We start from the raw sequence: 20694 nt of genomic DNA, 5'->3' as shown, positions 1-20694 counted from the left end.
GGTGTGAAAGAGGTGTCTCAGGGCGCCCGCCAGGCCCTCGGGTCCGCTCGGCGACCGGTCCGCCGGGGATTCAGCACACCAGCAGCCCCTTCCTTAACCTGGCTGGGTGCTCCGCCCCTCCCCCCGCCCGACCGCACGCGCCGCTGCCGTCGCCGCCCTGGCGGTCGGTGCCGCGGTGAGCACCCTCGCCGGGCCCGCCGCTCCGCCGGCGCCCGCGGCCCCGTCCGCGGCACGGGGGGCGGTGACCGCCGACCCCGACGACCGCCCAACCGTGCGCGGGCTCCCCCGCCCCGACGGTGCGTACCGCTTCGTGTCCTTCCCCGACTTCCTCAACCAGGACGTCGGCGACGTCACGCGCGCCCCGCACTGGCAGCAGGGCGACCCGAAGGGCACCAACTCCGCCTACGAGGACTCCCTCGACCACGTCCTCGACGACGTCGCGGCCCATCAGCCCGAGGCGTTCCTGGTGGCCGGCGACCTCGTCGAGGGCGAGTGGGGCAAGGACGAGACCGGGGTCGACCCGTTCGGCCCCCACCGCACCACCGACCAGCGCAAGAGGGCGCTGAAGGAGGCTGCGCGCGTCTACTACGGCGACTGGCTGCGCCGCCTCACCGACCACGGGCTGCCGGCCTACCCCGCCGTCGGCGACCACGAGATCGGCGACGACCCGTGGACGCCCCGCGGCGACGCCGAGCGCCGGGCGTGGATCCGCTTCAAGGCCAACCACACCTGGCTGTGGAAGCGGCAGCTGGTCAAGCACACCTACGACGCCGTGCGTCGCGCCCCCAGCGACGACCTGCGCCGGGTCGGCGGGGTCTCGAGCCCCGAGCGCGGGCAGGCCAGCGACACGGCGTACGCCGTCCGGCTGGACCGGGACCTGCTGCTGGTCACCGTCGACGTGTTCCGGCCGACCTCGAGCGGCGTCTCGGTCAGCCTCGACCCCGACCAGCGCGACTGGCTCGCGAAGGTGCTGCGCCGGGCGAAGAAGCAGCAGGTCCCGTGGGTGGTCGTCCAGGGCCACGTGCCGGTCCTCGGACCGGTGCGCACCCGCTTCTCCTCCGGGCTGACCTACGAGGGCAGCGACCTGTGGCAGCTGATGCGCAAGCACGACGTCGACGCCTACCTGTGCGGCGAGGTGCACGACCACACCGTGATCCGGCGCAAGGGCGTGGTGCAGATGTGCCACGGCGGGCTCTTCTACCGCGGCGAGTCGTCGTACGTGCTCGGGCAGGTGACCGACACCAAGCTGATGCTGGAGACCCGCTACCTGCAGGGCGACCCGCAGTGGAGCGGCACCAAGCTGTGGTCGACCGAGGGCGGCAACGGGCCGCGGCGCGTGGTCTACCGCAAGCCGTCGCGGGTCGTCGGCGCCTACGTCCTCAAGCGCGACCCCGAGCGCCCGGACCGCAACAACCGGGTCAAGCAGGCGCGGGGCATCTCCGGGGTCACACCAGGTCGGTGACCTGGACCCGCGCCTCGTCGGCCTCCTGGTCGGTGAGCTTGAGCTGCGACTGCCGCTCGGCCTCGACGCGACGCAGGTAGTGGTCGACCTCCTCGGCGATGCGGGCGTCGTCCCAGTCGAGGACCTCGGCCATCAGGCGAGCGGCGCGCGGGGCGGCGGCGACGCCGCGGTCGAAGGTCTCGATGGAGATGCGGGTGCGCCTGGTCAGCACGTCGTCGAGGTGGAGCGCCCCCTCGTGGGTGACGGCGTAGACGACCTCGGCGGCGAGGTAGTCCTCGGCTCCCTCCAGCGGCAGCGCCAGCTGACGGCGGGTCTGCACCATGGCGAGCAGGTCGTCGATCTGGCCGCCGTAGCGCGCGAGCAGGTGGTCGATGCGAGCGACGTGCAGTCCCGAGCGACGCGCCAGCAGCACCCGCTGGTTGGCACGGGTCTCGTAGGACTCCGCCCCCACGAGCGGCACCCGGTCGGTGATGGAGTCTCGGACCGCCCCGTGGCCGGTGGTGCGCAGGCTGTGGGCGGCGGCGTCGATGGCGTCGCGGGCCATCACGCGGTACGTCGTGTACTTCCCGCCTGCGATCATCACCAGCCCGGGCACGGGCGTGACGACGGTGTGCTCGCGGGAGATCTTCGAGGTGGGCTCGGACTCGCCGGAGAGCAGCGGTCGCAGGCCGGCGTACACGCCCACGACGTCCTCGTGGTCCAGCGGCTCGCGGAGGATCTCGTTGACGTGCTCGAGGATGTAGTCAAGGTCGCGGCGGCTGGCCGCGGGGTGGGCCTTGTCGAGGTCCCAGGGGGTGTCGGTGGTGCCGATGATCCAGTGGCGGCCCCACGGGATGACGAAGAGCACCGAGGTCTCGGTGCGCACGATGAAGCCGGTCTCGGAGCGGATGCGGTCGCGCGGGACGACGATGTGCACGCCCTTGGACGCCTGCACGTGCAGGGCGCCGCGGCCGCCGACCATCTCCTGGATCTCGTCGGTCCACACTCCGGCGGCGTTGACGACGACGCGGGCGCGGATCTCGAGGTCCTGGTCGTGCTCGAGGTCGCGGGCGGTCACGCCGACGACCCGCTCCCCCTCGCGCAGGAACCCGGTGACCTTCACCCGGGTCGCGACGTGGGCGCCGTGCTTGGCGGCGGTGCGGGCCACGGCCACGACCATGCGGGCGTCGTCGACCTGGCAGTCGTAGTACCTGATCGCGCCGGTGATCGACTCGGCCTTGAAGTCCGGCGCCATCCGCGCGACCTGGCGCCGGGTGAGGTGCCGGTGCATCGGCACGCCCATGTCGTACTTGCCGGCCTTGGCCATGCCGTCGTACAACGCGAGGCCGGCGCCGACGTAGGCGCGCTCGAGGACGGGCTTGGTCAGCGGGTAGAGGAACGGCACCGGGCTGACCAGGTGCGGGGCGAGGCGGGTCAGGAGCAGCCCCCGCTCCTGCAGCGCCTCGCGGACCAGGCCGAAGTCCATCATCTCCAGGTAGCGCAGCCCGCCGTGGATGAGCTTGCTGCTGCGGCTGGAGGTGCCGCTGGCGAGGTCGCGCTGCTCGAGCAGGCCGACGCTCAGACCGCGGGTGACCGCGTCGAGGGCGACACCGGTGCCGGTGATCCCTCCCCCGACGACCAGCACGTCGAGCTCGTGCTCGCCGGCCTGGCCGGTCATCGCCGCGAGGGCGGCGTCGCGCGCGTCGGGACCGAGGGCTCCGGGCGTGGGAGTCATGCGCCCAGTGTGTCAGGTCCGCGGTGCCGGGTTCAGCCCCCGAAGCGCGGGGGTCGGTAGGAGCGGCACTCGTCACCCGAGCCGGGGTAGCGGTCCTTGACCGCGCAGGCGCGGCGCATCTGGTCGCGGGCGTCGACGGGGAGCAGCCACCCCTTGCGCACCGCGCGGTTGGTGGCTTTGCGCAGCTGGCGCTCGTAGTCGCGGGAGTGCGCGACCACGACGTTCTGCAGGCCAGAGGGTCGGATTCCCTGCAGAACGTCGTGATCGAGGACGCCGAGGCGCGCGATGGGTCAGGAAGCCTTGGCCGCCTCGACCGCCTCGGTGAGCCCCTTGGCCGCCAGCCGGTCCGCGCGCTCGTTGCCCTCGTCACCGGCATGGCCCTTGACCCAGTGCCAGTGCACCTCGTGGCGCTGACAGGCGGCGTCGAGCTCCTGCCACAGGTCGACGTTCTTGACCGGCTGCTTGGCCGAGGTCTTCCACCCGTTGCGCTTCCAGCCGTTGACCCACGAGGTGATGCCCGAGCGCACGTAGGTGGAGTCGGTGTAGAGCTCCACCCGCACCGGCCGGGTCAGCGCCTTCAACGCCTTGATCGGCGCGGTCAGCTCCATCCGGTTGTTGGTGGTCTGCCCGGCCTCTCCCCCGCAGAGCTCGAGCTGGTGGCTGCCGATCCGCAGCAGTGCGCCCCAGCCGCCCGGGCCGGGGTTGGGCACGCAGGCGCCGTCGGTGTGGATGGTGACGGTCTCGGTGCTGTCGGACGGCTCGGTGCTGTCGGGGGACTGCTCGTTCACCGGGAGATTCTCACCCGAGCCGGTCGGCGTGCATCGTCTGGCGCGCCCGGACCTCGGCCAGCAGGTCGAGGTCGATCTCGGCCACGGCCAGCCCGGGCTCGGTGCCGAGCGCCGCGAGCTCGTGGCCCTCGGGGTCCAGCACGCACGAGCCGCCCGTGATCGGGCGATCACCGCACGTGCCGAGAGCAGCCCCTGCGACGACGAACATCCCGTTGTCGAGCGCCCGCGCGGGCAGCGTAGCCGGTGAGGAACGCCTCCGGCAGCACCAGCAGCCGCACGCCCCGGACGCCGGCCTGACGGGTCAGGTCGGCGGCGAGGGCGACGTTGGCGGCCGGGTCGCCGTTGACAGGCACGGCCTGGCCGGCGGCGACGAGGAGTCGGGTCACGCAGGGATCCTGGCACGCCCCCGCCAGACCAGGACCAGCCAGATCGCCAGCGACATCTCGAAGACGACCGACGGGGTGGCCACCACGGCGAGCGCCAGGTCGGCGACCGCCTGGTAGTCGGTGAGCAGCAGCCGGGCGAGGGTGTCGGCGACGTACGCCGCGCCCGCGACGGGCAGGCCGATCGCGAGCCAGCGCGGCCCACCGCCCAGCCGCATCAGGCGGCCCAGCAGCGCCAGGTGGACGCCGAACGCCGCCAGTCCGACCACCCAGGTCGTGTCGAACGCGTTGAGGGCGAGGAGCACGAGCTCCTCGTCGTGGTCGACCAAGCGCAGCGCTGCGTCCAGGAAGACCAGCGAGACGCCGAGGAAGACGGTGTAGGTCAGGCGGCACCAGGCCGCGAGCAGCGACAGGTCGTGGTGGACGCCGCGGAAGAGCACGTGCAGCGCCCAGGCGAGCACGACGTCGACCACGAAGATGAAGAGGAAGGCCGCGGTCCCCAGACGGAACGTCCGCTCCCCCTCGGCCAGGGCGTCCGCGGTCGCGGCGGCGTCGCCCGGGTGGAGCACCGAGCCGACGGCCAGGAAGTTGGCGAAGATCGCGAGCACGAAGATCGCGGCGTACCCGATCGCGGCCGTGCGGGCGGCCGCGCGCAGCGTCGAGGGCTCGCCGGGGGCGGTGGGCGGGGCAGGGGCGGTCAGCGTGGTCATGGGTCCTCCAGGGGGGGGGACGGACGGTCGGGTTGGGACGTCAGAGGGTGATGAGGGCCTTGCCGCGGACGTGCCCGTCGGCGAGGTGGTCGAGGGCCTTCGGGGTCTCCTCGAGCGAGAACGTGCGGTCGACGGCGGGCCGGACCCGACCCGCTGCGGCGTGCTCGACCAGGACCTGCAGGTCCTCGGCTCGCTCGGCGGAGACCAGGCCGGTGAGGCGCTGGCCGACGAAGGGCGACCAGAGCATCGCCAGCAGCTGGCGGTGGGCGCCCGCGGTCCAGCGGCCGCCGTTCTCGCCGCCGGCGACGACGAGTGTCCCGTCGCGCACCAGCAGCCGGCGCAGGTCGCGCAGCCGGTGGCTGCCGCCGACGACGAGGACCAGGTCGTAGCGGGTGCCGTCGTCGAGCGGACCAGCCGCGTAGTCGAGCACCCGGGTGGCGCCGAGGTCGCGGACCAGGTCGGCCTTGGCGGCGCTGGCGACGCCGGTGACCTCCGCGCCCGCGGAGGCGGCCAGCTGGACGGCGTACGAGCCGACGCCGCCGGACGCCCCGATGACCAGGACCCGGTCACCGGTGCGCACCCCGTCGCCGCGGTGCGCCTTGGCCAGGCCCTGCAGCGCGGTGAGGCCGGAGATCGGCAGGGCGGCGGAGGCGACCGGGTCCAGTCCCTCGGGAAGCGGCACGAGGCGGGTCACCGGCACCACGGCCAGCTCGGCGCAGGAGCCGTCGGCGGTGCCGAGCACGCGGTCTCCGACGGCGTACCCCGTGACCCCGGCACCCACGGCCGCGACGGTCCCGGAGACGTCGCGGCCGACGACCGGGAAGCGCGGCGAGCGGAGACCGACGTAGGGGCGAGCGACGTAGGGCAGGCCTGTGAGCAGGTGCCACGTGCCGCGGTCCACGGCGGCCGCGGTCACGCGGACCAGGACCTCCCCCTCCCCCGGCGTCGGGTCGGGCAGCTGCTGCACCGACAGCTGCTCGGTCCCACCGAACCCGCGCTGGACGACTGCACGCATGATCTCGCTCCGTTCGTTGCCTTACGTTGTAAGTCTGATGGCACGACGGTAGCCTTACGCCGTAAGTTCGGTCAACCGGCTGTCTGGACAGCCCGACAGGAGGTGCCCGTGCCCGCACGGAAGGACCGCCCCTCGCTCACGCGGGCAGCGGTGGTGGCCGCCGCGCTCGCGGTGGCCGACGAAGACGGGGTCGCGAAGCTCTCGATGCGAGCGGTCGCGCGACGCCTGGGGGTGGAGGCGATGTCGCTCTACCACCACGTCTCGAACAAGGACGACCTGCTCGACGGGATGGTCGACGCGGTCCACGAGGAGTTCCACGCCCCCGTCCCCGGCGAGGACTGGGCCGAGCAGATGCGGCTGCGCTCCCGGACCGCGCGCGAGGCGCTCAAGAGGCACCCGTGGGCGGTGGGGATGATGGACTCACGGCGTACGCCGGGGTGGGCGACCCTCACCCACCACGACGCGGCACTGGGCTGCCTGCTGGAGGCCGGCTTCTCCCTCGGACTGACCGGGCATGCCTTCGCCCTGCTCGACGCGCACCTCTACGGCTTCCTGCTGCAGGAGCTGGCGCTGCCCTTCGACGGCGGCGGGGCCGAACTCGAGGAGGTCGCGGCCGGCGTGATGGCGTCGATCCCCGAGGGGACGCTGCCGTGGTTCCGGCGCTTCACCCTCGAGCACGCGCTGCAGCCCGGCTACGACTTCGGCGACGAGTTCGACGTCGGGCTGGAGCTGGTGATCGAGGGACTGGCCGCCCGGTTGGCGGCAGAGCAGGCGTGAGCCGCTACTCGACGACGACCTCGACGCGCTGGAACTCCTTGCAGTCGGTGTAGCCGGTGGTGGCCATCGACCGCTTGAGCGCACCGATGAGGTTCATCGTGCCGTCGGCGACCCGCGAGGGGCCGAAGAGGATCTCCTCGATGGTGCCGACGGTGTCGAACTGGACCCGCTGGCCGCGGGGCAGCTCGGGGTGGTGCGCCTCGGTGCCCCAGTGGAAGCCGCGGCCCGGCGCGTCGGTGGCGCGGGCGAACGGCGAACCGACCATGACCGCGTCGGCGCCGCAGGCGATGGCCTTGGAGATGTCGCCGGAGGTGCCGATCGAGCCGTCGGCGATGACGTGGACGTAGCGACCGCCGGACTCGTCGAGGTAGTCGCGGCGGGCCGCTGCGACGTCGGCGACCGCCGAGGCCATCGGGACCGCGACGCCGAGGACGGTGCGGGTGGTGTGGGCGGCGCCGCCGCCGAAGCCGACCAGCACGCCGGCCGCGCCGGTGCGCATCAGGTGCAGCGCCGCGGTGTGGGTCGCGCAGCCGCCGACGATGACCGGCACGTCGAGCTCGTAGATGAACTCCTTGAGGTTCAGCGGCTCGGCCTGGCTGGAGACGTGCTCGGCGGAGACGGTGGTGCCGCGGATGACGAACATGTCGACACCGGCGTCCACGACGGTCTTGGCGAACTCCTTGGTGCGCTGCGGGGACAGCGAGCCGGCCACGGTGACCCCGGCCTCGCGCATCTGGCGCAGGCGCTCGGTGATCAGCTCGGGCTTGATCGGCTCGGTGTAGATCTCCTGCATCTTGCGCGTCGCATCGGTGCCGGTGAGCCCGGCGACCTCCTCGAGCAGCGGCTCGGGGTCCTCGTAGCGGGTCCACAGGCCCTCGAGGTTGAGCACGCCGAGACCACCGAAGCGGCCCATCGCGATGGCCGTGGTCGGCGACATGACCGAGTCCATCGGCGCCGCGATCACGGGCAGGTCGAAGCGGTACGCATCGATCTGCCAGTGCGTGCTGACCTCCTCGGGGTCACGCGTGCGCCGCGAGGGCACGATCGCGATGTCGTCGAAGGAGTAGGCACGCCGGGCGCGCTTGGCCTGGCCGATCTGGATCTCGGTCACCCGAGCAGGTTAGTCGCCGGATCAGCGACCGGTGTAGTTGGGCGCCTCGACGGTCATCTGCACGCCGTGCGGGTGTGACTCGGACAGCGAGGCCTGGGTGATCCGCACGAAGCGCCCCTTCTCCTGCAGCTCCGGCACCGTGCGGGCACCGACGTAGAACATCGTCTGGTTGAGGCCGCCGATGAGCTGGTGGGCGACCGCCGCGAGCGGGCCGCGGTAGGCCACCTGGCCCTCGATGCCCTCGGGGACGATCTGGTCGTCGGAGGTGATCTCGGCCTGGAAGTAGCGGTCCTTGGAGTAGGACTTCTTGCCGCGCGAGGACATCGCACCCAGCGAGCCCATGCCGCGGTAGGCCTTGAACTGCTTGCCGTTGACGAAGACCAGGTCGCCCGGGGACTCCTCGCAGCCGGCCAGCAGCGAACCGAGCATCACGCAGTCGGCACCGGCCACCAGGGCCTTGCCGATCTCGCCGGAGTGCTTCATGCCGCCGTCGGCGATCAGCGGGACGCCGGCCGGCTTGGTGGCCAGCGACGCCTCGTAGACCGCGGTGACCTGCGGGACACCGACACCGGTGACGACGCGGGTGGTGCAGATCGAGCCGGGGCCGACCCCGACCTTGACCGCGTCCGCGCCGGCGTCGACGAAGGCCTGCGCGCCCTCGCGGGTCGCGACGTTGCCACCGATGACCTGCACGTGCTTGGTGGCCGGATCGGTCTTGAGCCGCTCGACCATCTCCAGGAGCATGCGTACGTTGCCGTGGGCCGTGTCGGCCACGAGGACGTCGACACCCGCCTCCACCAGGGTCGTCGCGCGCTCCCACGCGTCGCCGAAGTAGCCGATCGCCGCGCCCACGAGGAGGCGGCCGTCAGCGTCGTACGACGCCTTGGGGAACTGCTCGCCCTTGACGAAGTCCTTGACGGTGATGAGGCCGACGAGACGACCCTCGTCGTCGACCAGCGGGAGCCGCTCGCGCTTGTGCTTGCGCAGCAGCAGCGTGGCCTCCTCGCGCGAGATGCCGGCGTGACCGGTGATCAGCGGCATCGGCGTCATCATCTCGTCGACCTTGGTGGTCGCCCACTCCGCGACCGGGGTGAAGCGCAGGTCGCGGTTGGTGATGATGCCGAGCAGGCGCATGTCGGGGTCGACCACGGGCAGGCCGGAGACGCGGTACTCGCCGCAGAGGCGGTCGAGCTCCTCCAGCGTCGCGTCGGGGCCGATGGTGACCGGGTTGGAGATGATGCCGGTCTGGGTCCGCTTGACAAGGTCGACCTGGTAGGCCTGGTCCTGGATCGAGAGGTTGCGGTGGAGCACGCCGATGCCGCCCTGGCGCGCCATCGCGATCGCCATGCGCGACTCGGTCACGGTGTCCATCGCCGCCGAGAGCAGCGGGACGTTGAGCGTGATCTCGCGGGTCAGGCGCGAGGAGGTGTCGATGTCCGCGGGTGCCAGGTCGGAGTGGCCCGGCAGGAGCAGGACGTCGTCGTAGGTGAGGCCGATGGCGGCGAACTTCTCCGGGATCTCCACGCGCCGAGTCTACGGGCCGCTCAGGTCGCGAGCGGCTTCAGGTCGCGCACGGGGACCCGGACGGTCAGCGTGTCCTGGGCCATCCGAATGCGGCCGCGCATGCCGGCGGCCATCACCATCGGGAGCACCGCCTGGTTGTCGGCCCGGGTGCGCAGCACGATCTCGGCGGCGCCGAGCATGTGTGCGAGCCGGGAGGAGTCGATGAGCAGCCGCGTGCCGAAACCGCGACGCTGCCAGGCCGGGTCGACCCGCAGGGTCACCGGCCGCACGTCGGGGTCGTCCTCGAGCGGCGCCTGGACCGTGGCCAGGCCGACCACGACACCGTCGACGATCGCCGAGACCGTGTCGCCCTCCACGACGTACGACGGCACGGCACCGCCGCCGAGGCGACGGCCGCCCGTGGAGCTGCCGATCGCGGCGGACTCCTTGGTGCGCTGCAGGACGTCGCTCACCAGGTCGGCCATGGCCGCCCCGCGGGCCCGCTCGATGTCGGTGAAGGGTGCGGTGCGGCGTACCTGCACCTGCACGTCGCCGACGGTCATCTCCATGCCGTCCTGGACCGGACCGTGGTCGCCGTCGCGGGGCTCGGACTCGGCGTCGAAGAGCTGGGCGACGACCTCGGGGAAGCTGGTGGGCCGCGCCAGGATCGTGCGCGCGGCCTGGACGTAGCGGGTCGGCTGGTCGGTCAGCGCCGCGGCCGAGACCTGCTGGGCGGCCAGGTGGGTCCAGCCCGAGGACTCCACGAGCAGGGCGACCTCGTGCTCGCTCCAGCCGTCGGGGGTCTCCATCACGACCTCGTCGGTCACGGCCTCCACGCCCGGGAAGATCTGCAGCCCCCGGATGTCCACTCCACGCTCCGCGCACTGCTGCGCCAGCGCCGCCAGCCCACCGGGCCGGTCGGGCAGGCTCGCGCGGACCCTCCACAGCATCGTCATGGCAGGAGTTCATCCCACGCGTGTTGCGGGGTTGTTGCGGTCGCGTGACCTGGCCCGACCGACTGGCGGCCCGGCCTGTGACGTGCGCGACCCCCGCCGGACCGGGGTCCGACGGGGGTCGTGGTGCGGGTGCTGCGAGTGAGCCGAGGCCTCAGTGTCCGTGGCCGTGCCCGTGGCCGGCGGCCGCGGACTCGTCCTCCTCCTCGGGCTTGTCGACGACCAGCGTCTCGGTCGTCAGCAGCATGCCGGCGATCGAGGTGGCGTTGACCAGCGCGGAGCGGGTGACCTTGACCGGGTCCAGGACGCCCTGGGCGACCAGGTCGCCGTACTCGCCGGTGGCGGCGTTGTAGCCGTTGCCGACGCCGAGCTCGCGGACCTTGGTGGTGATGACGTAGCCGTTCTCGCCACCGTTCTCGGCGATCCAGCGCAGCGGCTCGTCGGCCGACTTGCGCACGATGCGCACACCGAGCGCCTCGTCGCCCTCGAGCCCGAGGTTGTCCTCGAGCACGGAGACGGCGTGGACCAGCGCGGAGCCACCGCCGGGGACGATGCCCTCCTCGATGGCCGCACGGGTCGCGGAGACGGCGTCCTCGATGCGGTGCTTCTTCTCCTTCAGCTCCACCTCGGTGGCGGCGCCGACCTTGATCACGCACACGCCGCCGGCCAGCTTCGCGAGGCGCTCCTGGAGCTTCTCGCGGTCCCAGTCGGAGTCGGTGTTCTCGATCTCGGCCTTGATCTGCGCCACGCGACCGTCGACGGCGGCGGCGTCGCCGGCACCCTCGACGATGGTGGTGTGGTCCTTGGTGACCACGACGCGGCGGGCCTGGCCGAGGACCTCGAGGCCCACCTGGTCGAGCTTGAGGCCGACCTCGGGGGCGATGACCTGACCGCCGGTCAGGATCGCGATGTCCTGCATCATCGCCTTGCGGCGATCACCGAAGGCCGGGCTCTTGACCGCGACGGCGTTGAACGTGCCGCGGATCTTGTTGACGACCAGGGTGGAGAGCGCCTCGCCCTCGACGTCCTCGGCGAGGATGAAGAGCGGCTTGCCGGTCTGCATGACCTTCTCCAGCAGCGGCAGCATCTCGGCGACGGCCGAGATCTTGCCCTGGTGCAGGAGGATGTAGGCGTCCTCGAGGACGGCCTCCATGCGCTCGGGGTCGGTGACGAAGTACTGCGACAGGTAGCCCTTGTCGAACTGCATGCCCTCGGTGAAGTCGAGCTCGGTGCCCATCGTGGAGGACTCCTCCACGGTGATGACACCGTCCTTGCCGACCTTGTCGAAGGCCTGGCTGAGCAGGTCGCCGATGTGCTTGTCGCGGCTGGAGATGGTCGCCACGGACGCCATGTCCTCGACCGACTCGACCTCGCGGGCGGCCGAGCGCAGCGCCTCGCCGACGGCCTCGGCGGCCTTGTCCATGCCGCGCTTGAGACCCATCGGGTTCGCGCCGGCGGCCACGGCGCGCAGGCCCTCGTGGACCATCGCCTGGGCCAGCACGGTGGCGGTGGTGGTGCCGTCACCGGCGACGTCGTTGGTCTTGGTGGCGACCTCCTTCGTCAGCTGGGCACCGAGGTTCTCGAACGGGTCGTCCAGCTCGACCTCACGGGCGACGGTCACGCCGTCGTTGGTGATGGTCGGGGCGCCCCACTTCTTGTCGAGCACGACGTAGCGGCCCTTGGGGCCGAGGGTCACCTTCACGGTGTTGGCGAGCGCGTCCACGCCGCGCTCGAGAGCGCGCCGGGCGTTCTCGTCGAACTCCAGGATCTTGGGCACTACTACTCCTTACAGAGAGTCAGGAAACAGTGCGGGTCGTGCGCCGGCGCCCGCGAGGACACAGGCGCACGACCCGGAGCTGAGGATGCGTCAGCCGACGATCGCGAGGACGTCGCGCGCGGAGAGGATGAGGAACTCGTCCCCGCCGTACTTGACCTCGGTGCCGCCGTACTTGCTGTAGATGACCTTGTCGCCCACGGAGACGTCCATGGGGATGCGCTCGTCGCCGTCCTCGTTGAAGCGGCCCGGGCCCACGGCCACGACCTCGCCCTCCTGGGGCTTCTCCTTGGCGGTGTCCGGGATGACCAGGCCGGAGGCGGTGGTCTGCTCGGCGTCGAGCGGCTTGACGACGATCCGGTCCTCGAGGGGCTTGATGTTGACCGACACTGTTGTCGACCTCCACTTTCTGCACGGATGGGTTCAGGAACGTGGTGCCTGCTTCCCAGGTACGCCGTCGCGGGGGCCGCACCGGTGGCAAGCGCTGGCACACTCAGGGTGAGAGTGCCAGCACAGAAACTAGCACTCACCCCTAGTGAGTGCCAGAGCCGGTCGCCACTGGCAGGATCGCGGGGTGGATCTCGACGCCTTCCGGTGGCTGCTCACCGACGACGGGCAGGCCCTGCTCGCGCGCGCCGAGGAGTACGCCGGTGACGACCCGCTCGCCGCCCAGACCCGCCTGCGCGCCGCGGCGACGCCCGAACAGGCGGCCGCCGCCCTGACCCAGGCGACGCTACGGCGGCGGGCCGAGCCGAAGTTCGGCGAGCTCGCCCCCCGGCTCTACTTCACCCCCGACGGGCTCGAGCAGGCCACCCGACCCGCGGTCGCCCGACACCGGGTGGCCCGGCTGCAGGCGTTCGCCGCGAGCACGCTGGTCGACCTCGGCTGCGGCATCGGCGGGGACCTGATGGCCTCCGCAGAGGTGGGGATCATCTGCGCGGGCGTCGACCTCGACCCGGTGCGGGTTGCCGTCGCCGAGGCCAACCTGGCCGCGCTCGGCCTGCCCGGCGCGGTCATGGTCGCCGACGCCGTCGGCGTCGACACCTCGCCGTTCTCGGTCGCCTTCGCCGACCCGGCCCGCCGCTCCGCGCGCGGCCGGTCGTTCTCCGTCGACGACTGGGCGCCGCCCTGGTCCTTCGTCGAAACGCTGCTGCGCCGCGACTCCTGCGTGAAGGTCGCCCCCGGCATCCCGCACGACCTGGTGCCGGCCGGCGTGGAGGCCGAGTGGGTCAGCGACCACGGCGAGGTCAAGGAGGCCGCTCTGTGGTCGGGCTCGCTGGCCACCACCGCGCGCCGCGCCACCGTGATCGGCCGCGGCGGGCTCGCCACGCTCACCGACGAGGACCCGGTGGCCGACGAGGTCCGCGCGGTCGGTGACTTCCTCTACGAGCCCGACGGTGCGGTCATCCGCGCCGGGCTGGTCACGGCAGTCGCCGCCGGCGTCGGCGGCGGGCTGGTCGACCCGCACATCGCCTACGTCACCAGCGACCGGGCCTTCCGCTCGCCCTTCGCGCGCGGCTACCGCGTGGTCGAGGAGCTGCCCTACCGCGAGAAGCAGCTGAAGGCCGCGCTGCGCGAGCGCGGCGTGGGCCGGCTGACGATCAAGAAGCGGGGCGTCGACGTCGTACCCGAGGTGCTGCGCAAGCGGCTCTCGCTCTCCGGGGACGCCGAGGCGACCCTGGTGATGACCAGGGTCGCCGGGAGCGGCACCGCGCTGCTGGTGCAGCCGCTGTAGCGCCGCGTGCAACAACGACGTTCTGCAGGTCGACCTCGGCGTGTCGCCTGCAGAACGTCGTGATGCGGACTCAGGCGTTGGCGGGCACCGCGGCCGGGGTGTCGGTGCGGGCCTTGACCTCCTCGCGGTGGCCGTGGCGCAGCCCGAGCAGCGCGAGGACCAGCAGGACGGCGGCACCGGCGAAGGCGGCGATCGCGGCGTACCCCGCGATCATGCCGATGGTCGCGAAGGCGTACCCGTAGAGCAGCAGCCCGCGCAGGGTGTTGCCCATGAACAGCGACTGGCGCAGCCCGGCGAGGGCCTGGCCGTCGGCGGTGGCCTTGTCGGCGTCGGAGAGGGCGAGGTACTCACCACTCACCTGCTGGTAGGTCCGCCCGTCGCTGGAGGCGTTCATGTGGGCGAGGATGTAGTGGTCGGCGTAGGCCTTGGCCTCCGCGCCGGTGTCCAGCGGCGAGCCGACGAACGGCTCCAGGGCCTCACGGTCGGCGTCGGGCAGTTCCGCGATGGCCTCCTCGGCGGGCATCGTGATCTCCTGCATCCCCAGCTGGTAGTCGACCTGGTCGGCCACGAAGGCGTTGGCCCAGGTGAGCAGGCCGCCGGCCACCAGGAGCACCGCGGCGAGCGCCAGGCCCACCCACGAGGTCAGCTTGTCGAGCATCGCACGCATCGTCTTGTTCCTTTCCCCGGGCGGGACCTCCCCGCCTCGACGAGTACGACGCTATGGGCCGTCGCCGGGGCGGGGAGAGGGTCCGCGGGCACCCGCCCGGAGGGCCATGGTCCCGAGGTCGTGGGACCTCGGCCCAGGGACCTTGTACCCGGTCGGGTCAGCCGAGGGCTGCCTTCTCCGCCCCGATCGTGGTGTCGTCACCGTGCCCGGTGTGCACGACGGTGTCGTCGGGCAGCTCCCACAGGCTGGCGCGGATCGAGGCCTCGAGGGTCGGCCGGTCGCTGAAGGAGCGGCCGGTGGCGCCGGGGCCGCCGTTGAAGAGCGTGTCCCCGGTGAAGACGCAGCCCAGCGCGGGGGCGTGGAAGCAGACCGCACCGGGCGCGTGCCCGGGCGTGTGCAGGGCCCGCAGCGTGGTGCCGGCGACCTGGACCTCGAAGCCGTCGGCGAGGTCGACGTCCCAGAGGTGGTCGGTGTGCGTGAGCTCCCACAGGGGCTTCTCGTCGGGGTGCAGCATGATCGGCGCGACCACTCTCTCGCGCAGCGAGGGTGCGACACGGCAGTGGTCGTCGTGCGCGTGGGTCAGCAGGATCGCGCGCACCTGCCGGTCGCCCACGACCTCCATGATCGCGTCGACGTCGTGGGGGGCGTCGATGACGACGCACTCGGTGTCGTCGCCGACCACCCAGATGTTGTTGTCGACGTCGAAGGTCTCGCCGTCGAGGGAGAAGGTCCCCGAGACGACCGCGTGGTCGATGCGGGCCCCCGATCCGATGCCCGCCATCAGAGCACCACCACCGAGCGCAGCACGCCGCCGTGGTGCATCTTCTCGAAGGCGGCCTCGACGTCGTCGATGCCGATCTCCTCGGAGACGAAGGCGTCGAGGTCGAGGCGGCCCTGCCGGTAGAGGTCGACGAGCATCGGGAAGTCGCGCGAGGGCAGGCAGTCGCCGTACCAGCTGGACTTCAGGGAGCCCCCGCGGCCGAACACGTCGATGAGCGGCAGGTCGGGGACCTTCATGTCCGGGGTCGGGACACCGACCAGGACGACGGTGCCGGCGAGATCGCGGGCGTAGAACGCCTGCTTCCAGGTCTCGGGGCGACCGACCGCCTCGACGACGATGTCAGCGCCTTCGGCGCCCTCGTAGACGCCGCCGCAGATCTCCTTGACCGCCTCCACGACGTCGGTGCTGCTGGAGTCGATGGTGTGGGTCGCGCCGAGCTCGGTGGCCTTCTCCAGCTTCTTGGCATCGATGTCGATCGCGATGATCGGGCTGGCCCCGGCCAGCGCGGCGCCGGCGACCGCGGCCACGCCGACACCACCGCACCCGATGACCGCGACGCTGCGACCGCGGGTCGCACCGCCGGTGTTGATGGCCGCGCCGATGCCGGCCATCACACCGCAGCCGAGCAGACCGACCGCGGCCGGACGAGCCTCGGGGTCGACCTTGGTGCACTGGCCGGCGGCGACGAGGGTCTTCTCGGCGAACGCGCCGATGCCCAACGCCGGGGACAGCTCGGTGCCGTCCTCCAAAGTCATCTTCTGGGTCGCGTTGTGGGTGGCGAAGCAGTACTGCAGGTCCCCGCGCTTGCAGGCGCGGCACTCGCCGCAGACAGCACGCCAGTTGAGGATCACGAAGTCACCCGGCGCGACGTCGGTGACACCCTCGCCGACGGCCTCGACGACGCCGGCGGCCTCGTGGCCGAGGAGGAAGGGGAACTCGTCGTTGATGCCGCCCTCGCGGTAGTGGAGGTCGGTGTGGCAGACCCCGCACGACTGCACCTGCACGACTGCCTCACCCGGGCCCGGGTCGGGGACGTTGATGGTGGCGACCTCGACGGGGGCGCCCTTGCTCATGGCCACGACGGCCTTCACCTGCTGCATGGGATCACTCAAGCCGATTCCGCCGACGGTTCCAACCATCCGTCCGGGGCGCGCGTCCCACGGACATGAATTCTTGGGGACCACGATGAGGTCGGCGACGGAGGTGAGGACGGACGTGGGCACAGGCACCCGGCGCGAGCGCGTCGACGTCGAGTTCACGGCGTACCTCGAGGCCCGGCAGGGCGCGCTGCTGCGCACCGCCTACCTCCTCACCGGCGACCGGCACCAGGCCGAGGACGTGCTGCAGACGGCGCTCGCGAAGCTGTACCTGTCGTGGGACAAGGTCCAGGACCGAGGCGCCCTCGACGGCTACGTCCGCCGGATCCTGGTCAACGAGACCACCTCGCTGTGGCGGCGGCCGTGGAAGCGGCGCGAGCGGGCGACCGACACGATCCCCGACACCGCCGCGGTCGAGGAGACCTACGACGAGGGGCAGCGCGCGGCCGTCTGGACGGTCGTCTCCACACTGCCGCCGAAGGCGCGGGCCGTGGTGGTCCTGCGCTACTACGAGGGGCTCACCGAGTCCGAGACCGCCGACGTCCTCGGGGTGAGCGTCGGCACCGTGAAGTCCCAGGGCAGCAGGGCGATGGGCCTGCTGCGTGACCGCACCCCGGGCCACCTGGCCCCCGGCTCCCGGGAGGAGGAGCGATGAACGAGCAGCAGGCCTTCGAGGAGGCCCTCCGCATCCAGGCCGTCGGAGCGGGTACGCCGACGCTGACCCTCGACGACGTCCGCGGTCGCGCCCGCGGCATCCGGCGCCGTCGCGCGTCCCTCGCCGCCGCGGCCGGTGCCGGTGTGGTCGCCGCGGCCGTCGTGCCGATCGCACTGCTCGTGGGCGGCAGCACCTCCGAGGACACCATGCCCCCGGTCGACGCCCCCACCGTCAGCGACACCGCCAACCCGGTGCCCTCCGGCCCGTCGGCGGCGTGGATCGTCGACGGCGAGGTCAGGACCGCGGACGGCACCGCGTTCGAGCTGCCCGTCGACGGCGAGGTGTCGTACCTGCTGCGGATGGCCGGCGACCAGTGGGTCCTCGGCGCCTACCCCGAGGGTGCCGGCAGGGAGTTCCAGGTCCTGGTCGTCGACTCGTCCGGATCGGTGCTGTCCACCCACCCCGCGACCGACGGCGGGCTGGTCCGCGACGACGCTGGCTCTGCGGTGGGGTGGATCGATGAGGACCGTCGGCCACGCATCCTGGTGCCGGGGTCCGACGAACCGTTCGTCCTGCCCGTCGTCCTCGAGGGACGGGCGGCTCCGAGCCCGCGCGAGATCCTTCCGGGCTGCACGACGACGTCCTGCCGGATGCTCGTCGAGGTCTACGACGGCTCGCCCGACGGGTCGAGCGACCTCGTGGTCTCCCTCGACGGGACGACCGAGCCCCTCGAGCGACTCGGCCTGCTCTCGATCACCGACGTGTCGCCCGACGGCGCTCTGGTCTCCGGGCTCGTGAGTGCCGATGAGATGACGTTCGAGTACTGCAGCGCGGTGCTGGAGCTGGCCACCGGGACCGAGCTGTGGAGCACCTGCGACGCCGGCTCCTTCCGCTTCTCGCCCGACAGCCGGAGCGTGCTGGGCGCCGACGCCTACCTCGACGGGTTCGGCCACTCGTTCGCCGAGGTCCGTGACGCCCGGGACGGTGAGGTGGTGCGCGGGTTCGAGGCCGGCACCGTCTTCGACGAGCGCTGGAACGACGACGAGTCCTTCCTGGTCTCGATGCAGACCAACGCCGGGGAGAACCTGCTGCTGCGCGTCCCGGTGGACGGGGGCGAGCCGGAGGTGGTCGAGAGCGTGCCGGGCACCCCCGGTGACCCCGAGGGCATCATCCGGCTCGGCGGCTAGCGGCTCAGCCCGCCAGCACCTCGGTGACCGGGAGGCTGGAGTCGGCGGGGAGGTCGAGCGAGGACGGGGTACGTCCCCGCGCGACCATCTCCGCTCCGAGCGCGGCGACCATCGCGCCGTTGTCGGTGCACAGGCCGGGGCGCGGGACGCGGACGCGGATGCCGAGCTTCTCGGCGCGCTCCTCGGCGAGGAACCGCAGCCGGGAGTTGGCCGCGACGCCGCCGCCGATGAGGAGGTCCTCGATGCCCTCGCTGGACGCAGCGTCGAGGGCCTTGCGCACCAGCACGTCGCAGACGGCCTCCTGGAAGGACGCGGCGACGTCCTTGACCGGGACCGGCTCGCCGGCGCGCTCCTTGGCCTCGACCCAGCGGGCCACGGCGGTCTTGAGGCCGGAGAAGGAGAAGTCGAAGCGGTGCCGCTCGAGGTCACGGCGGCTGGTGAGCCCGCGCGGGAAGTCGATGAAGACGCTGTCGCCCTCGCGGGCGGCCTTGTCGATGTAGGGGCCGCCGGGGAACGGCAGGCCGAGCAGCCGGGCGACCTTGTCGAAGGCCTCACCGGCCGCGTCGTCGATGGTCTGGCCCATCGGGTCGACCCCGCCGTCCTGGCCGGTCACGTCGGAGACGCGCAGCAGGCTGGAGTGGCCGCCGGAGACGAGCATCGCCACGCACGGCTCGGGCAGCGGGCCGTGCTCGAGCTGGTCGACGGCCACGTGGGAGGCGAGGTGGTTGACGCCGTAGATCGGCTTGCCCAGGCCCAGCGCGAGCGCCTTGGCCGCGGCGACCCCGACCAGCAGGGCGCCGGCCAGGCCGGGCCCGTTGGTGACGGCGACGGCGTCGACGTCGTGGAGCGCGATGCCGGCGGTCTCGCAGGCACGCTCGATGGTGGGGACCATCGCCTCGAGGTGTGCCCGGCTGGCGACCTCCGGCACGACGCCCCCGAAGCGGGCGTGCTCGTCGACGCTGCTCGCGACCGCGTCTGCCAGCAGGGTGTGGCCCCGGACGATGCCGACGCCGGTCTCGTCGCAGGAGGTCTCGATGCCGAGGACGAGGGGCTCACTCACGGGTTCATCGTGCCACCGGTGAGGATGGGCCCGTGGAGGGGCTGCGCGAGATCGATCCTCATCGGCTGGTCGCGACGTCCGCGCACCCGTTCGTGCGGCACCAGATCGACCCCACCGACACGCCTCGCGTGCTCGCGCTCGGGGACGCGCTGGTCGTCGACGGCAACCGGAACCGCACCGGCCCCTCGGACGGATCACCCTCCTTGTGGTGCCTCGGCCCCACCGACGACCTGGCCCGGCTCGCGGCCCAGGCGGTCGACCTGATCGACGAGCCGGGGCGCGTGAGCGTCGAGGCAGCGGCGTACGACGAGCTGCCGGAGGCCTGGCGGCTGCCGGTCTCGGGCCACTGGCACTGGATGCTCACCCACCAGGCCCCTCCCCCGCACCCGCTGGAGCCGACGGTCGTCGAGGTCACCGAGGCGGGGCCCATCGACGGGCTGCTGGACGTCGCCAACCCGGGTTCGTTCGCGCGCCCCGGCTCCCGCGGGGTGGAGTGCTGGCTCGGGATCCCGGGGGACGACGGGCTGCTCGCGGTCGGCGCGCTCTACCGCGACCCCTCGGGCGCCGGGCACCTGCGCTCGGTCACCACGCACCCCACGGCCGCCGGGCGGGGGCTCGGCACCGCCGTCTCCGCCGCCCTGACGCGTCGGGCGCTCGCCGTCTCCGGGACCGCCACGCTCGGGGTGTACGTCGACAACGCGCCAGCCCTCGCGGTCTACGACCGACTGGGGTTCCGGACCCACGTGACGTTCAGGTCCGCCAAGCGCTGATGCTGGCGTCGACCTCGGCCTGCTGCTCGGGTTTCAGCGGCCACAGCACGCAGAACTCGTTGCCCTCGGGATCCGCCATCACCGTCCACCGCGTCTCGCTCTGACCGATGTCGGCCTTGGTCGCCCCAAGCGACTCCAGGCGCGCCACCTCGGCCTCCTGGGTGTCGCCGACGCCGGGGCGCAGGTCGAGGTGGACGCGGTTCTTCACCGTCTTGTCGTCGGGCACCTTGATGAACAGCAGGTCGGGCAACAGACCGTCGCCCAGCTCACCCTGCGGCGGCTCGAGGCAGATCTCGACGTCGCCCGCGAAGGTGCGCCGCCAGCCGAGCGCCTCCGCCCAGAAGGTCGCGACCAGGTCGAGGTCGTGGCAGTCGATGGTCAGGCACTGGATGCGCAGGGTCATGGGACGACCCTGGCGACCGGACGGCTCAGCGTCCAGGGGTTTGTGAGGCCGATGCAGCGCGCAGTCAGAGCGTGGTGGTGCCGTCGGGGTGGACGAGGTAGCGGAGGTCGTGGGGGCTGGTCCAGAGCCAGGTGGTGGGGGTGAGCTGG

General features: G+C 72.3%; 23 protein-coding genes. 6 read left to right on the top strand and 17 right to left on the bottom strand.

All coding sequences use genetic code 11. The annotated features are described in order from the left end of the window. Positions 1 to 106 precede the first annotated feature (106 nt). Positions 107 to 1462 (top strand): metallophosphoesterase, encoded by a 1356-nt coding sequence (locus tag A6R01_RS07680; RefSeq protein WP_292604879.1) that lies wholly within the window; start codon positions 107 to 109, stop codon positions 1460 to 1462. Here A6R01_RS07680 and glpD read toward each other — a convergent pair. From glpD to A6R01_RS07645, 7 genes are all read right to left on the bottom strand, one after another. After that, on the bottom strand, positions 1446 to 3176 hold the full coding sequence (gene glpD / locus A6R01_RS07675) for a glycerol-3-phosphate dehydrogenase (RefSeq protein WP_292604878.1): 1731 nt from the start codon (positions 3174 to 3176) through the stop codon (positions 1446 to 1448). The genes A6R01_RS07680 and glpD overlap by 17 nt on opposite strands. A gap of 32 nt (positions 3177 to 3208) precedes the next feature. Next, positions 3209 to 3394: a hypothetical protein gene (locus A6R01_RS07670; RefSeq protein ID WP_292604877.1), complete on the bottom strand. Its 186-nt coding sequence runs from the start codon at positions 3392 to 3394 to the stop codon at positions 3209 to 3211. Positions 3395 to 3466: 72 nt separating this feature from the next. Continuing rightward, positions 3467 to 3964: a ribonuclease HI gene (gene rnhA, locus A6R01_RS07665; protein ID WP_292604876.1), complete on the bottom strand. Its 498-nt coding sequence runs from the start codon at positions 3962 to 3964 to the stop codon at positions 3467 to 3469. Positions 3965 to 3974: 10 nt separating this feature from the next. Then, positions 3975 to 4172, bottom strand: a complete 198-nt coding sequence (locus A6R01_RS07660) for a nitrilase-related carbon-nitrogen hydrolase (protein ID WP_292604875.1) — start codon at positions 4170 to 4172, stop codon at positions 3975 to 3977. Further along, the gene (locus A6R01_RS07655; RefSeq protein ID WP_292604874.1) at positions 4132 to 4350 is read right to left on the bottom strand and encodes a nitrilase-related carbon-nitrogen hydrolase; all 219 of its coding nucleotides are present in this window, start codon (positions 4348 to 4350) and stop codon (positions 4132 to 4134) included. The genes A6R01_RS07660 and A6R01_RS07655 overlap by 41 nt, the downstream gene beginning before the upstream one ends. Next, complete coding sequence (locus A6R01_RS07650; protein ID WP_292604873.1) at positions 4347 to 5057, bottom strand: DUF4386 domain-containing protein; 711 nt, start codon at positions 5055 to 5057, stop codon at positions 4347 to 4349. The genes A6R01_RS07655 and A6R01_RS07650 overlap by 4 nt, the downstream gene beginning before the upstream one ends. Before the next feature lie 40 nt (positions 5058 to 5097). Continuing rightward, positions 5098 to 6072: an NAD(P)-dependent alcohol dehydrogenase gene (locus A6R01_RS07645; protein ID WP_292604872.1), complete on the bottom strand. Its 975-nt coding sequence runs from the start codon at positions 6070 to 6072 to the stop codon at positions 5098 to 5100. Positions 6073 to 6180: 108 nt separating this feature from the next. Here A6R01_RS07645 and A6R01_RS07640 point away from each other — a divergent pair, with 108 nt between their 5' ends. Further along, positions 6181 to 6849: a TetR/AcrR family transcriptional regulator gene (locus A6R01_RS07640; RefSeq protein WP_292604871.1), complete on the top strand. Its 669-nt coding sequence runs from the start codon at positions 6181 to 6183 to the stop codon at positions 6847 to 6849. Positions 6850 to 6853: 4 nt separating this feature from the next. Here A6R01_RS07640 and A6R01_RS07635 read toward each other — a convergent pair whose 3' ends face one another. The 5 genes from A6R01_RS07635 to groES form a co-directional block, all read right to left on the bottom strand. Next, positions 6854 to 7960 (bottom strand): GuaB3 family IMP dehydrogenase-related protein, encoded by a 1107-nt coding sequence (locus tag A6R01_RS07635; RefSeq protein ID WP_292604870.1) that lies wholly within the window; start codon positions 7958 to 7960, stop codon positions 6854 to 6856. Positions 7961 to 7981: 21 nt separating this feature from the next. Then, complete coding sequence (guaB, locus tag A6R01_RS07630) at positions 7982 to 9484, bottom strand: IMP dehydrogenase (RefSeq protein ID WP_292604869.1); 1503 nt, start codon at positions 9482 to 9484, stop codon at positions 7982 to 7984. A gap of 20 nt (positions 9485 to 9504) precedes the next feature. Further along, complete coding sequence (locus tag A6R01_RS07625) at positions 9505 to 10419, bottom strand: GNAT family N-acetyltransferase (protein WP_292604868.1); 915 nt, start codon at positions 10417 to 10419, stop codon at positions 9505 to 9507. Positions 10420 to 10570: 151 nt separating this feature from the next. Beyond that, positions 10571 to 12193 (bottom strand): chaperonin GroEL, encoded by a 1623-nt coding sequence (groL, locus tag A6R01_RS07620; protein WP_292604867.1) that lies wholly within the window; start codon positions 12191 to 12193, stop codon positions 10571 to 10573. A gap of 90 nt (positions 12194 to 12283) precedes the next feature. Next, the gene (gene groES, locus A6R01_RS07615) at positions 12284 to 12580 is read right to left on the bottom strand and encodes a co-chaperone GroES (RefSeq protein WP_179530124.1); all 297 of its coding nucleotides are present in this window, start codon (positions 12578 to 12580) and stop codon (positions 12284 to 12286) included. Between the two features lie 184 nt (positions 12581 to 12764). Between groES and A6R01_RS07610 the strand changes: the two genes are divergently transcribed. Next, positions 12765 to 13925 (top strand): SAM-dependent methyltransferase, encoded by a 1161-nt coding sequence (locus A6R01_RS07610; RefSeq protein WP_292604866.1) that lies wholly within the window; start codon positions 12765 to 12767, stop codon positions 13923 to 13925. 70 nt (positions 13926 to 13995) lie between these two features. Here the strand turns inward: A6R01_RS07610 and A6R01_RS07605 are convergent, their stop codons facing one another. From A6R01_RS07605 to A6R01_RS07595, 3 genes are all read right to left on the bottom strand, one after another. After that, a complete protein-coding gene (locus tag A6R01_RS07605; protein WP_292604865.1) occupies positions 13996 to 14592 on the bottom strand; it encodes a hypothetical protein in 597 nt (198 codons plus the stop codon). A 157-nt stretch (positions 14593 to 14749) separates the two neighbouring features. Next, positions 14750 to 15373 (bottom strand): MBL fold metallo-hydrolase, encoded by a 624-nt coding sequence (locus tag A6R01_RS07600; protein ID WP_292604864.1) that lies wholly within the window; start codon positions 15371 to 15373, stop codon positions 14750 to 14752. After that, positions 15373 to 16473: an S-(hydroxymethyl)mycothiol dehydrogenase gene (locus A6R01_RS07595; RefSeq protein ID WP_292604863.1), complete on the bottom strand. Its 1101-nt coding sequence runs from the start codon at positions 16471 to 16473 to the stop codon at positions 15373 to 15375. The genes A6R01_RS07600 and A6R01_RS07595 overlap by 1 nt, the downstream gene beginning before the upstream one ends. A 115-nt stretch (positions 16474 to 16588) precedes the next feature. Here A6R01_RS07595 and A6R01_RS07590 point away from each other — a divergent pair, with 115 nt between their 5' ends. Both A6R01_RS07590 and A6R01_RS07585 read left to right on the top strand, forming a co-directional pair. Continuing rightward, complete coding sequence (locus A6R01_RS07590) at positions 16589 to 17125, top strand: SigE family RNA polymerase sigma factor (RefSeq protein ID WP_292604862.1); 537 nt, start codon at positions 16589 to 16591, stop codon at positions 17123 to 17125. Further along, a complete protein-coding gene (locus A6R01_RS07585) occupies positions 17122 to 18312 on the top strand; it encodes a hypothetical protein (protein WP_292604861.1) in 1191 nt (396 codons plus the stop codon). The genes A6R01_RS07590 and A6R01_RS07585 overlap by 4 nt, the downstream gene beginning before the upstream one ends. 4 nt (positions 18313 to 18316) lie before the next feature. On the opposite strand, the gene tsaD is transcribed toward A6R01_RS07585, so the two are convergent. Continuing rightward, positions 18317 to 19372 (bottom strand): tRNA (adenosine(37)-N6)-threonylcarbamoyltransferase complex transferase subunit TsaD, encoded by a 1056-nt coding sequence (gene tsaD / locus A6R01_RS07580; RefSeq protein WP_292604860.1) that lies wholly within the window; start codon positions 19370 to 19372, stop codon positions 18317 to 18319. Positions 19373 to 19404: 32 nt separating this feature from the next. Here tsaD and A6R01_RS07575 point away from each other — a divergent pair, with 32 nt between their 5' ends. Further along, positions 19405 to 20142 (top strand): GNAT family N-acetyltransferase, encoded by a 738-nt coding sequence (locus A6R01_RS07575; RefSeq protein WP_292604859.1) that lies wholly within the window; start codon positions 19405 to 19407, stop codon positions 20140 to 20142. Here the strand turns inward: A6R01_RS07575 and A6R01_RS07570 are convergent. Beyond that, positions 20123 to 20545: a VOC family protein gene (locus tag A6R01_RS07570; protein WP_292604858.1), complete on the bottom strand. Its 423-nt coding sequence runs from the start codon at positions 20543 to 20545 to the stop codon at positions 20123 to 20125. The genes A6R01_RS07575 and A6R01_RS07570 overlap by 20 nt on opposite strands. Positions 20546 to 20694: the final 149 nt, after the last annotated feature.

The organism is Nocardioides sp. REDSEA-S30_B4 (genome assembly GCF_001627265.1).
Taxonomy (GTDB): Bacteria; Actinomycetota; Actinomycetes; order Propionibacteriales; family Nocardioidaceae; genus Nocardioides.
This window is presented reverse-complemented; position numbering and strand designations above follow the sequence as displayed.